This window comes from Desulfobacter sp., from assembly GCF_050177295.1.
Genome location: NZ_JBFXHE010000002.1, coordinates 18,906 through 36,916, shown reverse-complemented (window position 1 = coordinate 36,916; position 18,011 = coordinate 18,906). Strand labels below are relative to the sequence as shown.

Here is an 18,011-nt window from a genome sequence, read left to right as displayed (position 1 = left end):
AAATCCCAATGAATATCATATATACGGATTCACTTATCATCGGCGGCGGCCTGGCAGGGCTTCGCGTGGCCATTGCAGCCAGGCAGAGGGGGTATGATGCCATTATCCTGTCCCTGATGCCTGCCAAACGGTCTCACTCTGCAGCGGCCCAGGGGGGCATGCAGGCAAGCCTTGGCGCCTGCATCAAAGGCGAAGGGGATGATGAAGATATCCACTTTGCAGATACGGTTAAAGGATCTGACTGGGGATGTGACCAGGATGTCGCCAGAATGTTTGTCAACACGGCCCCCAAAGCCATCCGCCAGCTCTCGGCCTGGGGCGTTCCCTGGTCCAGGGTCAGGGGCGGTGACAAGGAAGTCATTGTTAACGGCAAAAAGACGGCCATCACTGAAAAACATGAGGCCCACGGCCTGATCACAGCCCGGGATTTCGGCGGCACCCAAAAATGGCGCACCTGCTTTACCGCCGACGGTACCGGCCACGCCATGCTCTATGCCATGGGCAACAAGGCCATCCAGATGAACATCCCTGTCCATGAAAGAAAAGAGGCCATTTCCCTGATTCACGAACACGGCGTGTGCCACGGTGCCGTGGTCCGGGATATGATCACCGGCAAACTTATCGCCTATATTGCCAAGGCCACCACCATTGCCACGGGCGGCTTTGGCAGGCTTTATGCCGTTTCCACCAATGCCGTGATCTGCGAAGGTATTGGCTGCGCCATTGCCCTGGAAACCGGCATTGCCACCCTGGGGAATATGGAAGCGGTTCAGTTTCATCCCACCGGTATTTTGCCGGTGGGTATCCTGGCCTCCGAAGGGTGCCGGGGGGACGGGGGCCTGCTTCTGGATAAGGACGGTTACCGGTTCATGCCCGACTACGAGCCCGAGAAAAAAGAGCTGGCCTCCCGTGACGTTGTATCCCGGCGCATGACCGAGCACATGCGGAAGGACAAAGGGGTCCAGTCACCCTATGGTGAGCATCTCTGGCTGGACATCACCCTTCTGGGGCGCAAGCATATTGAAAAGAACCTGCGCGAGATCAAAGAGATCTGCGAATATTTCCTGGGCATTGATCCGGTCTCGGAATACATTCCTGTAAGACCCACCCAGCACTACTCCATGGGCGGGGTCAGAACCAGGGCCACGGGTGAAAGCCCGACCCTTAAGGGGCTGTTTTCGGCCGGTGAAGCCGCATGCTGGGACTTGCACGGGTTTAACCGACTGGGTGGCAACTCTGTTGCTGAAACCGTTGTGGCCGGCATGATCGTGGGTGAATTTGTGGCAGACTATTGTGCGGCCAGCAGCCTGAAGATCTCCACCACCACCATTGAACATTTTGTGAACCGCGAGGAAAAAATGATTGGAGGCCTGCTCACCCGGGCGCATGGAGAAAACCCCTTCGCGCTTAAAGCTGAGATGCAGAAAATTATGATGGACAAGGTGGGAATTTTTCGCAATGCATCGGATCTGGAGCAGGCTGTGGAAGCGCTCAAAAAGCTCAAGCAGCGGGCAAAAAATATTGCCTTGCGTAACAAGGCCTCCTCAGCCAGCCCCGAACTTGTGGAAGCCATCCGGGTGCCCAAAATGATCAAATTAGCCCAGTGTGTGGCCTATGGTGCCATGCTGAGAACCGAAAGCCGCGGGGCCCATGCCCGGGAAGATTTCCCGGAAAGAAACGACCGGGACTGGCTCAAGCGCACCCTGACCTCCTGGAAGGACGAGAATGCAGATCTGCCGGACGTCACCTATGAAATCCTGGATGTCATGAAGATGGAACTGCCGCCGGGCTCCAGGGGCTATGGTGTGGACAAGACCATTCTTCATCCGGATACGGAAAAACGCGTGGCCCGGATCCAGGAGATCAAAAAAGCCAACAAAAAGGCAGACCGTTTCGAAATACAGGAGCTGCTTAATCCCACGCCCATCCCGGAAAAATTCAAAGGCAAAAACGAGCGTATCGGCAGGGGGTATAACTAATGAGCCGGCAAGGAAGAATTTTAAAATTTGAGATATTTCGGTACACCCCTCAGAAAAGCGGCGACGCGCCGCGCATGGCAACCTATGAGGTCACCGAAGCCCCGGGGATGACCATTTTCATTGCATTAAACGAGATCAGAGAGATTCAGGATCCCTCTTTGCAGTTTGACTTCGTCTGCCGGGCCGGGATCTGCGGTTCATGCGGCATGGTGATCAACGGCAAACCGGATCTGGCCTGCCGGACCCTGACCTCAAAATTTGAGAATGGAGAGATTACCCTGCTGCCCCTGCCCGGATTTGAACTCATCGGTGATCTGTCCGTGAACACGGGCAAATTCATGCAGGCCATGAGCGAGCGGGTGGAATCCTGGATCCATGATATTGAAACTGACGATATGGATTTCAACAAACTGGAAGCGCGCATGGACCCCGATATCATGGATGAGATATATGAGCTGGAACGCTGCGTGGAGTGCGGGTGCTGCGTGTCTGCCTGCGCCACAAAACGTATGCGGCCGGATTTTCTGTCCGCCGTGGGTCTCATGCGCCTGGCCCGGTTTTATGTGGATCCCAGGGACAAGCGAACCGATGAAGAATTTTACGAAATCATCGGTGATGACGACGGGGTGTTTGGCTGCATGACCCTTCTGGGGTGCGAGGATCACTGCCCCAAGGATCTGCCTCTCCAGACCCAGATTGCATTCCTAAGACGCAGGATGGCTATGGTTAAATAGGGACGCAGAAAAACATAAAAGAAAATTGGACAATTTGTCCGGACTTTTATATTAAATATTTCAAATAATGTCGGCAGGCAACAGAAGTTTAAAATATGCTGCTTGTCAAATCTTCTAAAAAGAGGGACAAACTAAAAAGGGATACACTAATGGAATTTAATTATGCACCCATGTTTCCACTGAAAAAAGATGCAACGCAATACCGCCTGTTAACCAAGGATCATGTCCGGGTCAGGGAATTTGAAGGCCGGGATGTCGTCATGGTGGAGCCCGTTGCATTGACTCTGCTGGCCAATGCTGCGTTTAAGGATGTGGCTCATCTTTACCGGGCCGGACATCTGGAGCAGGTACGGGCTGTGATTGATGACCCTGAAAGTTCCGACAATGACCGCTATGTGGCCCTGGAACTTTTGAAAAACGCTGTAATTTCGGCTGAAAAGGTCTATCCCATGTGCCAGGACACCGGCACCGCCATTATTATGGGCAAAAAAGGCCAGCAGGTCTGGACCTGGTCCGATGACGAGTGTGAATTATCCAAAGGCGCCTTTGAAGCCTATACACAAAACAATTTGCGGTATTCCCAGAATGCGCCGCTCACCATGTACAAGGAAGTGAATACCAAAAATAATATGCCGGCCCAGGTGGAAATCGCTGCGGTCCAGGGTGATGAATACAACTTCCTGTTCATGGCAAAAGGCGGCGGTTCTGCCAATAAAACAGCCCTGTTCCAGATGACCAAGGCAGTACTCAATACCGAAGAGAGCCTGATTAACTTCATGCTGAAGGAAATGAAGCACTTAGGCACAGCAGCCTGTCCTCCCTATCACATCGCATTTGTCATTGGCGGAACCTCTGCGGAACTGAATCTCAAGGCTGTGAAACTGGCATCGGCCCGTTACCTGGATACCCTGCCCACCCAGGGCAGCGAAACCGGCCATGCGTTCAGGGACATTGACCTTGAGCAGAAAGTTCTGGATCGATCCAGGGGCTTAGGGCTTGGGGCACAATTCGGCGGCAAATACTTTGCCCTGGATATCCGGGTGGTAAGACTGCCCCGGCACGGGGCTTCCTGTCCCATCGGCATTGGCGTCTCATGTTCTGCTGACCGTCAGATCAAGGGTAAAATCACCCGGGACGGCGTGTTCCTGGAACAGCTGGTTGAAAACCCGGCGGAATATATGCCGGCCAGCGAACCTGAAATGGCGCCCGCTGTTGAAATAGATCTGAACCGGCCCATGGATGAAATCCGGGCTGAACTGACCAAGTATCCGGTATCCACGCGCCTCTCGTTGAGCGGAAAAATCATTGTGGCCAGGGACATTGCCCATGCCAAGTTCATGGAACGGTATGAAGCGGGCAAGGGGCTGCCCGATTACATTAAAAACCACATCATCTATTATGCAGGGCCTGCAAAAACGCCCGAAGGTGAAGCCTCAGGATCGTTCGGGCCCACCACGGCCGGCCGCATGGATCCCTATGTGCCTATTTTCCAGAAACAAGGGGCTTCCATGGTCATGCTGGCCAAGGGCAACCGGTCCCAGGTTGTCACCGATGCCTGCAAGACCTACGGCGGTTTTTACCTTGGATCCCCTGGCGGTCCGGCCGCGCGTCTGGGCAAGGACTTCATTAAAAAGGTCGAGTTGGTCGAATATGAAGAGCTGGGCATGGAAGCCGTATGGATGATCACGGTGGAAAAGTTCCCTGCGTTTATCATTGTTGATGATAAAGGAAATGATTTTTTTAAAGGGTTGGTATAAATATTAATCTGATATTTGACCTGTTTTTGTAGAAAAGTCTTTGTTTTTCTACGGAATCAAAAAAAATCAAACAGGACAGACAGCGGCTGCCGGATCTATTTGCGATGCCTGTCTGTCCTGTTTCCATCTGACAGGGAAATTATATGGAAGTCATTCTGCTGATGGCCTCAACTGTGGACGGTAAGATTGCCAGAAATTCCAGCCAGTTTGTGGACTGGACCGGCAAAGCCGATAAAAAATATTTCGTGGAACAGACCCAAAAGGCAGGTGTTATGATCATGGGATCAAAAACCTATGACACCATTGGAAAACCCCTGCCGGGCCGCCTTAATATTGTCATGACCCGGGATAAATCCAGGCAAAGTGATCAGGACAACCTGGTATTTACGGATCTGTCCCCGGCCCGGATTCTTGAAGACCTTGAGCTTGAGGGGTATACCAGTGCAGTCCTGGTTGGCGGAGCCACCGTCAATTCGTTGTTTGCCCGTGACAACCTGATCACCCAGGTGCACCTGACCATAGTGCCCCGGCTGTTTGGTTCAGGGCTGTCCATATTTGCCCCGCCCCTTGACCTTGACCTTGGCCTGACGCTTGAGTCCAGTCAGGCGTTCGGAGAGGGGAATATTCTGCTTATTTATCGCGTGGGGACACATGAAAAATAATGTAATCACAGAAAAGAAAAAAAACTTTATTGTCCGCTTTTTTGAATGGATCGCAAAGGGGACCCAAAGGGCCAATCAACAAGGGAATGGCCCTTGCAAATCCTGAACGCCGAGAAAATGACCGGCCCGGCGGGCTGGATATTCTTAGGAATTCAGAAAAAAGGAGTGTTCAATTATGCACAAAAAACAAAGAATACGGGTTGCAGCCGCCTGCTCCGTGCTTGCTTTACTGTGTATTGCACTGGTGTGGGTTCTACCCGCTGGTGCCTCTTCCAGTGAAAATGCCTTTAAACCGGATCAATTCATTGATCCTGAGACCTGCGGGGGGTGTCACGATGAGATTCTGGCCCAGTGGCAGGGTTCCATGCATAACCTTTCCCATAAAGACCCGGTTTATACCCGGGTGGCAAAGTTTTTTCGCCAGGGCCTGACTGATGCAGGACAGATTGAGGAGGCCGAGTCCTGCGTGAAGTGTCATACCCCTGTGGGATATGTTACAGGTTTTCCCCAAAAACTGTCCGATGATCTATCCCAGATCCAAAAAATCCCTGCCCAGGGCATCCAGTGCGACTATTGCCATGTGGCCGTAGACGTCACCCGGATGTACAATAACGGACTGGTTTTATCCCCCGGGCAGGGCGAGGATAATCCCGGTGTCAAGCACGGCCCCTTTGACGATGCTGAACCGGATTTTCACGATGCCGCTTTTTCACAACTGCATACAGATTCAAAAATCTGCGGTACCTGCCATAATGTCAAGCATATGGCCTTTGGCACCGACCTTGAAACCACATACACGGAATGGGAAAATAGTCCGTATAACAGCCCTGTTCCTGAAAAGCATGTTCCCTGCCAGGGGTGCCACATGTACCAGCGGCCCGGGGTGCCGGCCACAGGATCAACCCTGCGGCCTGACAATCCGGGCAGTGCCGCGGCCGGTGCAAAGCAGCGGCCGCATATCTTCACCCACAATCTTGTGGGCGCCAACTCAGGCGTGCCGGAAATGTTTTCTGCCAAAGATAAATCAGACATGGCTGTGGAACGTCTGAGGCATGCGGCAGATATTTTTCTGATCATGATAGATAATCACACAGCCCGGGTCGTTGTCACCAATACCGGTGCCGGCCACAGCCTGCCCACAGGGGTAGGAGACCTGCGCCAGGTATGGGTTGAAGTCACCTTGACGGACAGTGACGGAAATGCCGTTTTCCAGACCGGTGTTCCCGATAAAAACAATGAGCTGCCCGAAAACACTGTGATGTTTAAAACCATTTTTGGGGACGGCCTTGGCAACCCGGTCATAAACATGGCCAAAGCAAAGGAAATTTTATCCGACACCCGGATTCCTGCAGGGAAAAGTGCGGTCCGTTTATTTAATTTAAGGACCACGCCCCAAAAGGGGCACACACTGACCGCACGGCTGCTGTACCGGTCCATGCCCCAGAAAATTCTCAATCAAGTGCCCGGACCGCGCTTAGGGCCTTTGCCGGTGATTGAGATGGCTGCGGCACATAAAACATTTTGATAATTTTCATAATGGGTTAAATGACGGCGGCTTTTGCTGCCGTCATTTTATTACCGTCATTGGATAATAAAATCACAATGCATTTCTTTGATATCGTTATCATGGCCATCGGGCTGGCCATGGATGCCTCGGCCGTGTCCATGGCTGCTGCGGCCTCAGGATATGCGAAAGACCGGCGGGCCGTATTCCGCCTGGCCTTTCACTTTGGTCTGTTCCAGTTCATGATGCCGGTGATCGGATGGCTCCTGGGAACCGGGTTTGTTTCATACGTCCGGGCCGTGGACCACTGGATCGCCTTTGGTCTTCTGGCCTTTGTGGGCGGACGAATGGTCAGGGAGGGGTTTGCCGGCCCCGGCGACTCCCTTCACAGGGATCCCTCCAAAGGTCTGACCATGGTCATGCTCAGTTTGGCAACCAGCATTGATGCCCTGGCCATCGGCCTGGGGCTGGCCGTGATGGATGTCAATATCTGGTACCCGTCAGCGCTTATTGGTATCATTACCTGCGCCATGTCCGTGGCCGCCACAGGCATCGGGAAACGGGCGGGTGCAGCCTTCGGCAGCCGGATGGAAATTGTGGGCGGAATTGTATTAATTGGTCTTGGCCTAAAAATCCTGATTCCTTCACTTTTCTGGGGAGCCTGACTTTTAAAAATCTGCACACAGAAATCAGAATGGTGCTTTGATCGTCCACATGAAAACATCCCATAAACAGTATATCTGCAATGCCGCAAAGATGAATCAACTGGCAGACCAAAGTGTAAGTCTTGTGGTGACATCGCCGCCCTACCCCATGATTGACATGTGGGATGAACTCTTTAGTCGCCAGGACCGAAAAATAGAAAAAGCCCTTAAAACAACGGACGGGACCCTTGCCTTTGAACTCATGCACCAGGTGCTGGACCGGGTCTGGAAGGAGGTGTTCAGGGTACTTTCACCCGGCGGATTTGCCTGCATCAATATCGGCGATGCCACACGTACCCTGGGGGATGATTTCGCCCTTTATCCCAACCACGCCAGAATATTAAATGCTGCCCAGGCATTGGGATTTACAGCCTTGCCCTGCATATTATGGCGCAAGCAGACCAATGCACCCAACAAGTTCATGGGATCAGGCATGCTGCCGGCCGGGGCCTATGTCACGTTAGAGCATGAGTATATTCTTATCTTAAGAAAGGGGGGGAAACGCGAATTCACCTCTCCGGCAACCAAGGAAAACCGGCGGCAAAGCGCATTGTTCTGGGAAGAGCGCAACCAGTGGTTTTCAGACATCTGGACGGATCTTAAAGGCACCCGCCAGGCCATGGAAAAACAAAATAACCGTAACCGCAGCGGAGCCTTCCCCTTTGAACTGGCCTATCGCCTGATCAACATGTATTCCGTGAAAGGGGATCTTGTCCTGGATCCGTTTCTGGGTACAGGCACCACAACGCTTGCGGCCATGGCTGCCGGGCGCAATTGTGCCGGATATGAAATCGACCCAAGCCTTCTGGAAAATTTTTATGATAAATGCAATGATTCCCTTGGGCATTTCTCATCTGTCATCCAGCACCGCATAGAAGCCCATAAGGACTTTATCCGGGGGCGTCTGGAAGCCGGAAAACCCATCAAGCATGAAAATACGCACTATGGGTTTCCTGTGGTGACGCGCCAGGAAACAGAACTTATATTCAGTATCCCGGTATCTGTTGAACAACAGGGTGATGAAAATATTATGGTTGTCAATTACGACATTCCTTCCGGGGGGGCTTGGTCATAAGATGGGCCATGAGGCTTAACTTGCCAGTCTTAACTTTCTTCTCGGCCTCGCAGGCAAAGGCATTTTTTCAACAAGCCATTCGAACATGTTGGCCGGCTTGCTTTCAAAAAATCGTTCTGCCGCCGTCGTTCCATCAGATCTTTTTAAATGGCCGTATGATTTTCTTGTTTTTTTTTGACAGAAACTGAGGAGTAAGGCACTAAAAAAGGCTGCCTGGGCAGGGCAGCCTTTTTCAGAAAAGGAAAAAAAGATGAAAAAACTAACCGTGGTTAGTGATAATTGGTAAAAGCAAATTTCCTGCCATTTGATTCAAAATAATTTATAAAATATCTAATCCACTGAAAATCAAACATATATTTTGTTGTGTTATAAAAATTGCAATAACTGCTTATGTGGTAATGATCCAATTGAGTTCAAAATTTTGAACTTTAAATACCCTGTTTTCTCGAAAAAGAGGGCGTCATTTCGAAATAATGATCTTTCTCCAGGGTTCAAAATTTTGAACTCTGATCCGGTATCATTTCCCATCCTGGTTTAGTTCCTTGTCCAGATTGAATTTTTTTAGTTTCTGGTTTAATCCGCTTTTTCCGATGCCAAGGATCTGTGCGGCTTGGGTCTGGACATTTCCGGCCATCTTCATTGCCCGCAGAATCATTCTTTTTTCTACTGCGGCAAGGGTTTCTGAAAGGCCTACGCCATCAGGGATGCCGTCAAGTTGAAGTGTGCCGGATTTGGGATTGCGAATCTGGGCCGGCAGGTCCGAAACTGTGAGCATGCTGCCAGGGGCCAGGATGACGGCCCTTTCAATGACATTTTCCAGCTCCCTGACATTGCCTTTCCACTCATAGTCACACAGCCGCCGGATCGCTTCTTTGTCAATGCCTGTAACAACCCCTGCGGTCTCCGGGCCCTGGGTGTATTTGTCAATGAAATGGTTAATAAGCAAAGGAATGTCCTCCAGTCTGTCACGCAAAGGGGGGATATTGGCTTTGACCACGTTGAGACGATAGTACAGGTCTTCCCTAAAATTGCCTTTGTTCACTTCATCTTCCAGGATTTTGTTGGTAGCGGCAATGAGTCTGAAGTCCACAGGCAGGCTTGCGGTCCCGCCGACCCGCTCCAAAGTGCGTTCCTGGAGTACCCGTAACAGTTTCACCTGAAGCGGCATGGGAAGCTCCCCGATTTCATCCAGGAAAAGCGTGCCTTTATCAGCCATTTCAAACCGGCCTTTTTTCAACCCCGCCGCACCGGTGAACGCTCCTTTTTCATGGCCGAAAAGTTCGCTTTCCAAAAGAGATTCGGCAAAGGCAGAACAGTTCACCGCAATCAGGGGATGATCTTTGCGCATGCTGTTGTAATGAATTGATTTGGCCACAAGTTCCTTGCCGGTGCCGCTTTCCCCTTCAACGAGCACCGAGGCACTGGTCGGGGCCACTTTTTTAATGATTTCGTACAGTGCCTGCATGGGTTTGCTTTTACCGATGATGTTGTCAAATTGGTACCGGAATTGGATGGCATCCTTAAGAAGCGTGTTCTCCTGGACAATTTTGGACATGGACAGGGCTTTGGCAATGTGAGCAATGAGGGCTTCGTTTTCAAAAGGTTTTAAAATAAAGGTGTAGGCGCCCTTGTGCATGGCTTCCACCGCCTTTTCCACACTGCCGAATGCTGTCATGATGATCACCGGAAGATCCGGTTTTATCTGTTTGGCCTTTTCCAGGAGGTCAATGCCGGACATGCCCGGCATCTTGACATCGGATAAGACCAGGTCAATGGGCTGGGTATTTAGAATATCCAGTGCCTCCATCCCGCTTGATGCGGTGAACGGGGTATACCCTTCTTCGGACAGAACTTCCCCTATAATCATTGGGTAGTGTTTTTCGTCATCTACAATCAATATGTTTTCCATGATAACTCCTGGACAGTATAATTCCCGGATATTTTACTGCGCTGAGGGCAGGCGTATTTCCACCCTGGTCCCGCAGAGTTCGGCATTGGTTATGTTGATCTCCCCCCTGTGCGCCTGAATGATATTTTTAATGATACCAAGACCTAAACCGGTTCCCATTTCCTTGGTTGTGAAAAAGGGGGTCCAGATTTTTTTCAGCACATCTTCGTCAATGCCCGGGCCTGTATCTGTGAAGCTGGCATGGACAAACCCGGGCTCATGCCATGTGGCAATGGTGATGCTCCCATCCTTCCGGTCCATGGCCTGGAATGCATTTAGAAAAATATTTAAAAATGCCTGATAGAGCATGGCAGGATCACCAAGAATGTCCGGCAGGTTGCCCTGGTACTCCCGGATGATCCTAATATGTTTATGTTCATCTGAAGACGATAAAAAAGCGATGTTTTTTTCTATGATATCTTCCAGGCAGCAGGGCCGTAAGTCTGCGATTTTAGGTTTTGCAAAGTCCAGGAAATCTGTAATGATGCGGTCTAAGCGGGTGGATTCTTCAACAATGATTCCCGGAATACTGTTGGACGGGTCCAGTTTGGCCATCTTTTTCTGCATCAGCTGCGCAGAGCTTTTTATAATGCCCAAAGGATTGCGGATTTCGTGTGATACACCGGCGGTCATCTCACCGATTGCGGACAGGTGCTCTGCCTGACGCAGTTTTTCTTCCAGCTTAAGCCGTTCTTCAGCCCTGTGCTCAATAATATTTTCTCCATATTTCACCACAAATCTGAGAATAAGAAAAAGGATACCCATGATGGTGGCGCAACTGGCTACAATCAATCCCTGGAGTTTAAATACCTGCTGGTAATCGTCAGATACATCCCTGATAATTTCAATAACACCGATGACCATCCTGTCCTTTTCCCGGGTAAGTTGAACTTCCTGTATCAAAGGGGCAAAGGTGACAATTTTTGTCTCCTGGGGAAACCAGAATGTCAGTTCAATCCAGTTGCCCTGCTGAACGAGCTTGGAGATGATCTCATTTTTCATGGCTTTTTCATAATGGACCCCGCCGGCATTTTTTTTGCCGATTCGGACTTTATCCAGACTGTAGGCAATCACATTATCCGTTGCGTAGATATTGACCATTTCCACATGGAAACTGTGCAGGGTGCTTTTGACAACCGTATCAAGAAGCTGATACTGGCTTGGTTCCCGCAGTTTTATCTCTCCATGTTTGAAAACCACGGGCCAGACAAATCTTAAAAATATCTGGTGGTTGAGGTTTTCCACTAATAGTTGGTTATACTCTTTACTTTTTTCAAGCAGTATTTTTCTTACCCAGTGGGCATTCAAAGCGGCAATAACAATGGTGGCCGTAAGCATGACCACAAGGCTTGAAACAGTGAACGCTTTGACTAGAACAAAAGGCCGGGTGCCGGAATTGCCAGCCTCTTTCTGTTGTTTTTTTTTCACATTAATCCATTTTTATATCTTAACTTTATGACGTTGAATATATAGTCATATTAATATAGGATATCAACAAATATCTGCATTCTTAAGTCAGACCCTTTGCGACATCCACAATTGAGGACAGATGCGTATGAAATTCGGAAAAAAAGATCATCTTGCAGGCCTAGACATTGGGGCTGCCTTTGTTAAAGTGGCCGAACTGAAGACGACCAAGAAAGGACGGGTACTTCATAAATTCGGCATCGCAAAGGTCCCTGAAGGCATGATTCAAGAAGGCAGGATTGCCGATATGGAGGGGTTGGCCGAAATTATTCGCTTCTTGTTTAAGTCTCATAAAATTAAGGAAAAAAATGTGGCGCTTTCCACCAGCGGCCATTCCGTGGTTGTCAAGACCATCAGCACATCAAAGGTGTCTGATGAGGAACTGCATAGGAATATCCGGGCAGAAGCCGAGCAATATATTCCTTACGATATAGATGATGTCAATATCGATTACCAGATCTTGGGAGACAGCGAATACTCTGCAGAACAGATGAATGTGCTTCTTGTCGCGGTAAAACAGGATCTGGTGGATGAATATGTTGAGCTAATCCGCATGGCGGGCCTTAACCCCGTTATTATTGACGTGGATACGTTTGCCCTTCAAAATGTTTATGAAATCCTTCCAGATGTTGATCATGGGCGTATAACCCTGCTGCTTGATGTGGGGGCTTCCAAAACGAGTGTGAATATACTTCAGAATAACTATTCCATGATGATACGGGATATGACCAACGGATGCTACCAGCTGGTCTCCGTTGTCAGTGAACAACTTGGGATTGACCGGGAAAAGGCATTGCAGATTATCATGGGGCAGGTTGATTATCCGAAATCTGAGCAATCGTTGGAAGAGCTATATGACATGGTTGTCGGCAACTGGTGTTCAGATATCTGCGAGGTGGTTTATGCCTTTGAATCCGGTCCCGGCAAGGCCAGGGTGGAAAAGATTGTTGTCAGCGGCGGGGGAGGGTTCATAGACCTGCTGGCTGAAAAACTGACTGCGGCGTTGAAGGTAAGGGTGTCAAAGATTAATCCCTTTGCCGGGCTGATCTGCGATGCTAAAGACTTTGCCGAACTGGAAGCGTACCAGCTCCTGGCCCCCATTGCACTGGGGCTTGCCATGAGACGGGTGGATGACAAATGATACGAATCAATCTGTTGCCGTTCAGGCTTGCCAGGAAAAAGGAAAATATCCGCCGCCAGGTATCTGTATTTTTCCTTTCCCTTGTTTTTATTATTCTGGCACTGGTTTGGGTGTCTGTTCAACTGAATAATGAACTGTCCCGGACACAGAATGAGGTGACCCAGGTAAGGGCTGAAAGTCTCAAGTATAAGAAGGAGGCAGATAAGGTTTCCCGGATTAAAAAAAATCTGGCGATTCTGGAAGATAAACTGGCCATTGTTGAGACCCTGAAAAAAAGAAAGAATGAGCAGCAAATTTTATTGGAACAATTGGCCCAGCGGCTTGTAAAAACAAAAATGTGGTTGTCCAGTGTGGCCGCAGATGCCCAAACCGTTTCTTTAAAAGGGATTGCCTTTGATAACCCGACTATTGCGGAATTCATGAGAAATCTTGAAAATTCTCCGATGTTTGGGGCCGTAGATTTAAAGCTGTCAAGGACAAAGGAATTTGACAATAATATTCGGTTAAAGGAATTTGAAATATCCTGCACAAAGATATTGCCCGAACCCGCATCCGATGAGACCGGTATGGATGGGAAGTCCCAAAAGGGGAAAACATAATGGCCGGGAAAAAGAAAGACAGCATAGTGAAAACAAGTGGGAAGATGGACGCCCTGTTTAAAAAAGTAGGTGCGTTGACCAAAGTTCAACGTCTGCTTATCTGTCTGGGCTCATTGGGTTTAATCGGTGCCGGGTTTTATTTTCTGCTGCTTGGCCCAAAGCTTGATACCCTTACGGCAGCCAGGGAAGAGCTGGAAAATCAGAAAAATATTTTGTCAACGTACAAGATCAAAGCCAGCATCCTTGAAAAGGTGGAAGCCCAGATGGCCCAAGTCCGGGAACAGTTTAACATTGCCATGACCGCCTTGCCGGACAAAAGAGAACTGCCGTCGCTGCTGGATGAAATATCCAAGGCAGGAAGGGATGCCGGGCTTGAAGTCCAGTTATTCGCGCCCCAGAACATGGTGGAGAACGCATCCTACACAGAAATCCCAGTGTCCATGACGGTTGTGGGCCGTTACCACCAGATGGCCGAATTTTTTTACCGGGTTGCAGGGTTCAATCGTCTTGTCAATATGTCGGCCATTAATATGGACCAGGTTGCCGGAAAAGAGGCTGGGGACAGAAATAAAATCCAGATGAAATGCGTGGCCGTTACCTACATGTTTGTTGAACCCAGGGAAGATGGGGATACGGGCAACAAAGACAGGAAGAAACGCAAAAAGAGGTAGAAGGCGCCGGAGATGGAAAAATTAATTAAAATATGTTGGGTGGCCGGTTTGGGGATTTCATTACTGTTTGTATCAGGCTGTAATGAGGAGCAGGCCCCTGGGCCAGAACTGACAAAACACCCCCTGGTAGTTTCCAAATCCATTTCCAAATCAAATCCGCTTGCAACGGAAAAGGCTGTTCCCGGGGATGCCGGGAAAAAACAGGCATGGGTATCTGATTTGAAACCAGCCCGGGATTCTGTGAAAGCCAATAATACAGGGGACCACGGTGATGAAGCAGATACCTTGCAAAAAGCAGGTATTTCCATGCCCATGGAAAAATACGACAGCAAGGACCGGGTGGATCCCTTCATTCCTTTGATTGCTGAAAAAAACGCCCCTGTCGGGTCAGGTTCATCTGTGGATACAAAGCCCGAGAGAACATTGACACCCCTGGAAAAACTGGAATTAAGCCAGATTAAGCTGGTGGCGGTTGTTGAAATGAAGGGCAGGACCATTGCCATGGTGGAGGAAGCCAGCGGTAAAGGCTATGAAGTCTCCATTGGTACTTATATCGGGCCAAATAGCGGGAAGGTCACATCCGTCACCATGAAAGGCATTAAAATTGAAGAAAAAGTGAAAGATTATAACGGAAAGCTCCGTAAGCGGTATGAGGAGATTGAATTTCATAAAAGCGAGGATGGGGAATAAGATGATGGTTAATTATCGGTCTGCTGTGAGACTTTCTGTTATATGTCTTATCATGCCGGTTCTGCTGCTTTCCTTTACGGCAGGGTGTGTAACCCAAAAGACCGGAGCACCTGGAAGTGCAGCCAGGGTGCAGGAAAGCCGGACCTCACAGGACAATTCTGCGTCTTTGTCCGGAACGGTTGATAAAATATGGGTCAACCGGAAAGCAGATGCGTTTGAGGTATGGATCCAGGGTTCCGGGGCTTTGAATGATTATACAGCCATTAAGCAGTCTTTCCCCTTTGCCGTGAGCGTTTATCTGTCCAATGTCCGTCTTGCCCCCGGTGTGGATGCCGGATCCTTTTCCGACACCCGTATCAGCGGTGTAAAGGTGGGATTTGTTGATCAGGCCCAGACAACAGTCAGGGTGGATATCCTGCTTAAAGCGGACCTGCCGTATATTGTGGAGGAAAAACCGGACCGTTTGGGTATCATTCTAAAAGGCAGTCAGGCTGATTTTGAACAGACGGCTGTGGCAGATCCTGTGGCAGATGAACCCGGGCAGGGGGTGAACGCGGCTGAGGTGCTGCCCGAAGATGTTCCCATCCCTGGAACGACGGCCCACCTGACCCATATTGAATTTGATAATAATACGCTCGGCCAGTCTGATATTCGGATTCAGACGGACCATCCGGTTCGATACGAAACCGTTCAGAACAAAAATGATTCCCTGGGGCTGATATTGTATAACACTATGGTGCCCCGCCGTCATCAGCGGCCCCTTGTGACCCGCTATTTCAACTCTGCCGTGGAACAGGTCATGCCTCTGCCAAATCCCGCAGATCCCAATGATACGCTGGTGGATATCAAGATCAGGAAAAACGTGCCGTTCCAAGTGGTTCAAACCACCAAGGGCATTCATATGACCTTTGAAGCATCTACCGTCTCTGCCCCTGAATTTGAAAAAGCCAAAAAAAGTCCGGATTCCGGCCAAAAGTCCCATACCGGATTTAAAGAACCGGATCAGGGGCAGTCAACGGCCCGGAAAAAGAAGGCTTCCCTGGACCAGGATCCTTTGTTGAATCCTTCCTCGGTTCGTTACACCGGTGAAAAAATCAAACTGGATTTTTATGAAACAGATATTAAAAATGTGTTCAGGATATTGAAAAGTGTGGGGGGCGTGAACTTCGCCATTGATAAAGATGTGCAGGGCAAAGTGACAATGAGCATGGAGGATCCCGTACCCTGGGACCAGATCCTTGATCTTGTTTTGAAAATGAACAGCCTTGGTAAAAAGATGGAAGGCAATGTCATCCGCATTGCCACCACGGCAACCCTTGCCAGGGAGGAAAACGAACGCCAGGAAGCCATTGCTGCCCGGCAGAAATCCGAGGAACAGAAAAAGGCCCTGGAGCCCCTTGTCACCGAATATATTCCTGTCAATTATTCAGATGCAAAGGCTGATATTGAACCCCATGTATCCCAGATTCTGACCCCGGGCCGGGGCAAGATTTCAGTGGACACCCGTACCAATATGCTGATTGTTACCGATACCCAGGCCAAAATCGCCCAGGCCAATGAGCTGATCTACCGCCTGGACAAGGTGACGCCCCAGATTATGATTGAGGCCAAGGTGGTTGAGGTAACCAAGGAGTTTTCCAGAAGTTTCGGGGTCAAGTGGAACCTGTCCAATGCGTCTGATGTGACATCGGGCTTTGTTGATGATTACTCTGTGTCTGTTAACGGATCAACCGTGGGTGTTTCCGGTGATTTCTCCTTTTTCGGATTGTTCGGCTCTTCCGTTACGGCTTTGAATGCCAAACTGGAAGCCTCCGAGGAACAAGGGGATGTCCGGATCGTATCTTCACCCAGAATACTGACCCTGGATAACAAAAAGGCAATGATCAAACAGGGCCAGGAATATGCCTATCTGGAGCGTGATGATTCAGGCGGGTCTTCTGTGGCCTATAAAGACATTGACCTGTTGCTGGAAGTAACCCCCCATGTTACGCCGGACAACAGAATTTCCATGACCGTACGGTTGACCAAAAATGACGTTGCCAGCATCAGTTCCGATGGTGTACCGACCCTGGCGACAAATGAGGCGGAGACAGAGCTCCTGGTGAATAACAATGATACGGTTGTCATTGGCGGTGTTGTCAAGACGACCCGGAGCCAGGACAGCGATGGTATTCCTTTTCTGCAAGGCATTCCGGGGTTAGGCTATCTTTTTAGTTCAAAAGCCAAGGTTGACGATCGAAATGAACTGCTTATTTTCCTGACGCCTTCCATTGTCCAGCTTGAGCAGAAAAGGCATATTGTGCAATAGTATTTTACTGCAGGTCAAACAGACGCTGTTCTGCCCTGAGGTAGAGGCTGGCATTTTCAGGGACCAGCTGCATAACCATCTGCCAGGCTTTAATGGCCTGGCGGACCTGGCCGCAGGCTTCATATGCCTGGGCAAGGTCTGCATGGAATATGACAGTGCCCGGGTATCTTTTTATATTTTTATCCAGATAGGCCATGGCCCTGTCTGTCTGACCGGTTCGGATATATAGCTGGGCAAGACCATGGACAGCCGGAATGAATCCTGGCACTTCCCTTAATGCGTTAAGAAAATATTCCTGGGCCAGGGGGTAATTGTTCTGTTCCATCTGCGCCCACCCGATATTGGCCAAAGGGTAATGGGGGGTGGGGTAGGTGATATCTTCAAGTACCTTGTTGAATGTCTTTATGGCAATGTCCCATTTTTCATCCCGAAGATACGCTGCGCCAAGATTGTTCAGGGCCTCGGTGTAATCGGGTTTGAGCGCCAGGGCTTTATTAAAGGCCTGGATGGCCATATCATCTTTTTTTTTCCCCATATAGGCCAGTCCCAGGCTGTTTTGAATATATGGGTCGTCCGGTGCGATCTTTTCTGCGTCAAGCAGTTTGCTCAATGCTGCCGTATAGTTCCCCTGGGTCTGGAATACATCGCCCTCCTTCTTGATGGCCTGGGCGATTTTGTTCTGTTTTTGGGTCTGCAGCGTTGGGGTGCAGGATGCCATGACAGTACAGATACAAACCAGGATATACAGTTTTGTTTTCATCGGGCCTGCTCC

16 protein-coding genes are annotated in these 18,011 nt (G+C 49.7%); 12 read left to right on the top strand and 4 right to left on the bottom strand.

The genetic code is table 11. From position 1 onward, the window contains the following. Positions 1–8 precede the first annotated feature (8 nt). The 7 genes from AB7U36_RS00445 to AB7U36_RS00415 all read left to right on the top strand — a co-directional run bounded on the left by AB7U36_RS00445 (position 9) and on the right by AB7U36_RS00415 (position 8,415). Positions 9–1,979: a fumarate reductase flavoprotein subunit gene (locus AB7U36_RS00445; RefSeq protein ID WP_428157828.1), complete on the top strand. Its 1,971-nt coding sequence runs from the start codon at positions 9–11 to the stop codon at positions 1,977–1,979. Further along, positions 1,979–2,713 carry a fumarate reductase iron-sulfur subunit gene (locus AB7U36_RS00440; RefSeq protein WP_428157827.1) on the top strand — a complete coding sequence of 245 codons (735 nt, stop codon included), beginning with the start codon at positions 1,979–1,981 and terminating at the stop codon, positions 2,711–2,713. The genes AB7U36_RS00445 and AB7U36_RS00440 overlap by 1 nt, the downstream gene beginning before the upstream one ends. 149 nt (positions 2,714–2,862) lie before the next feature. Further along, on the top strand, positions 2,863–4,470 hold the full coding sequence (locus tag AB7U36_RS00435; RefSeq protein WP_428157826.1) for a fumarate hydratase: 1,608 nt from the start codon (positions 2,863–2,865) through the stop codon (positions 4,468–4,470). Between the two features lie 143 nt (positions 4,471–4,613). Further along, on the top strand, positions 4,614–5,132 hold the full coding sequence (locus AB7U36_RS00430; RefSeq protein WP_428157825.1) for a dihydrofolate reductase family protein: 519 nt from the start codon (positions 4,614–4,616) through the stop codon (positions 5,130–5,132). A gap of 175 nt (positions 5,133–5,307) precedes the next feature. Beyond that, positions 5,308–6,657 (top strand): multiheme c-type cytochrome, encoded by a 1,350-nt coding sequence (locus AB7U36_RS00425; protein WP_428157824.1) that lies wholly within the window; start codon positions 5,308–5,310, stop codon positions 6,655–6,657. 77 nt (positions 6,658–6,734) lie between these two features. Continuing rightward, positions 6,735–7,301 carry a manganese efflux pump MntP family protein gene (locus AB7U36_RS00420; protein WP_428157823.1) on the top strand — a complete coding sequence of 189 codons (567 nt, stop codon included), beginning with the start codon at positions 6,735–6,737 and terminating at the stop codon, positions 7,299–7,301. A gap of 49 nt (positions 7,302–7,350) precedes the next feature. Beyond that, positions 7,351–8,415, top strand: coding sequence for a DNA-methyltransferase (locus AB7U36_RS00415; protein WP_428157822.1), 1,065 nt, complete (start codon positions 7,351–7,353; stop codon positions 8,413–8,415). A gap of 15 nt (positions 8,416–8,430) precedes the next feature. Here AB7U36_RS00415 and AB7U36_RS00410 read toward each other — a convergent pair whose 3' ends face one another. The 3 genes from AB7U36_RS00410 to AB7U36_RS00400 all read right to left on the bottom strand — a co-directional run bounded on the left by AB7U36_RS00410 (position 8,431) and on the right by AB7U36_RS00400 (position 11,791). Beyond that, positions 8,431–8,667: a DUF6399 domain-containing protein gene (locus tag AB7U36_RS00410; protein WP_428157854.1), complete on the bottom strand. Its 237-nt coding sequence runs from the start codon at positions 8,665–8,667 to the stop codon at positions 8,431–8,433. A gap of 265 nt (positions 8,668–8,932) precedes the next feature. After that, positions 8,933–10,324, bottom strand: a complete 1,392-nt coding sequence (locus tag AB7U36_RS00405) for a sigma-54-dependent transcriptional regulator (RefSeq protein WP_428157821.1) — start codon at positions 10,322–10,324, stop codon at positions 8,933–8,935. A gap of 33 nt (positions 10,325–10,357) precedes the next feature. Continuing rightward, complete coding sequence (locus AB7U36_RS00400) at positions 10,358–11,791, bottom strand: two-component system sensor histidine kinase NtrB (RefSeq protein ID WP_428157820.1); 1,434 nt, start codon at positions 11,789–11,791, stop codon at positions 10,358–10,360. 127 nt (positions 11,792–11,918) lie between these two features. Here AB7U36_RS00400 and pilM point away from each other — a divergent pair, with 127 nt between their 5' ends. The 5 genes from pilM to AB7U36_RS00375 are packed head-to-tail and all read left to right on the top strand — an operon-like array spanning position 11,919 to position 17,239. Then, on the top strand, positions 11,919–12,971 hold the full coding sequence (gene pilM / locus AB7U36_RS00395) for a type IV pilus biogenesis protein PilM (protein ID WP_428157819.1): 1,053 nt from the start codon (positions 11,919–11,921) through the stop codon (positions 12,969–12,971). Then, complete coding sequence (locus AB7U36_RS00390) at positions 12,968–13,570, top strand: PilN domain-containing protein (RefSeq protein WP_428157818.1); 603 nt, start codon at positions 12,968–12,970, stop codon at positions 13,568–13,570. The genes pilM and AB7U36_RS00390 overlap by 4 nt, the downstream gene beginning before the upstream one ends. Then, positions 13,570–14,241: a type 4a pilus biogenesis protein PilO gene (locus AB7U36_RS00385; RefSeq protein ID WP_428157817.1), complete on the top strand. Its 672-nt coding sequence runs from the start codon at positions 13,570–13,572 to the stop codon at positions 14,239–14,241. Before AB7U36_RS00390 ends, AB7U36_RS00385 begins: the two co-directional genes overlap by 1 nt. 39 nt (positions 14,242–14,280) lie before the next feature. Then, positions 14,281–14,931: a pilus assembly protein PilP gene (locus AB7U36_RS00380; protein WP_428157853.1), complete on the top strand. Its 651-nt coding sequence runs from the start codon at positions 14,281–14,283 to the stop codon at positions 14,929–14,931. Between the two features lies 1 nt (position 14,932). Continuing rightward, positions 14,933–17,239, top strand: a complete 2,307-nt coding sequence (locus AB7U36_RS00375; protein WP_428157816.1) for a type IV pilus secretin PilQ — start codon at positions 14,933–14,935, stop codon at positions 17,237–17,239. A gap of 4 nt (positions 17,240–17,243) precedes the next feature. Here the strand turns inward: AB7U36_RS00375 and AB7U36_RS00370 are convergent, their stop codons facing one another. Beyond that, entirely contained in the window at positions 17,244–17,999 is a 756-nt protein-coding gene (locus tag AB7U36_RS00370) for a tetratricopeptide repeat protein (protein WP_428157815.1), read from the bottom strand. Between the last annotated feature and the right edge of the window lie 12 nt (positions 18,000–18,011).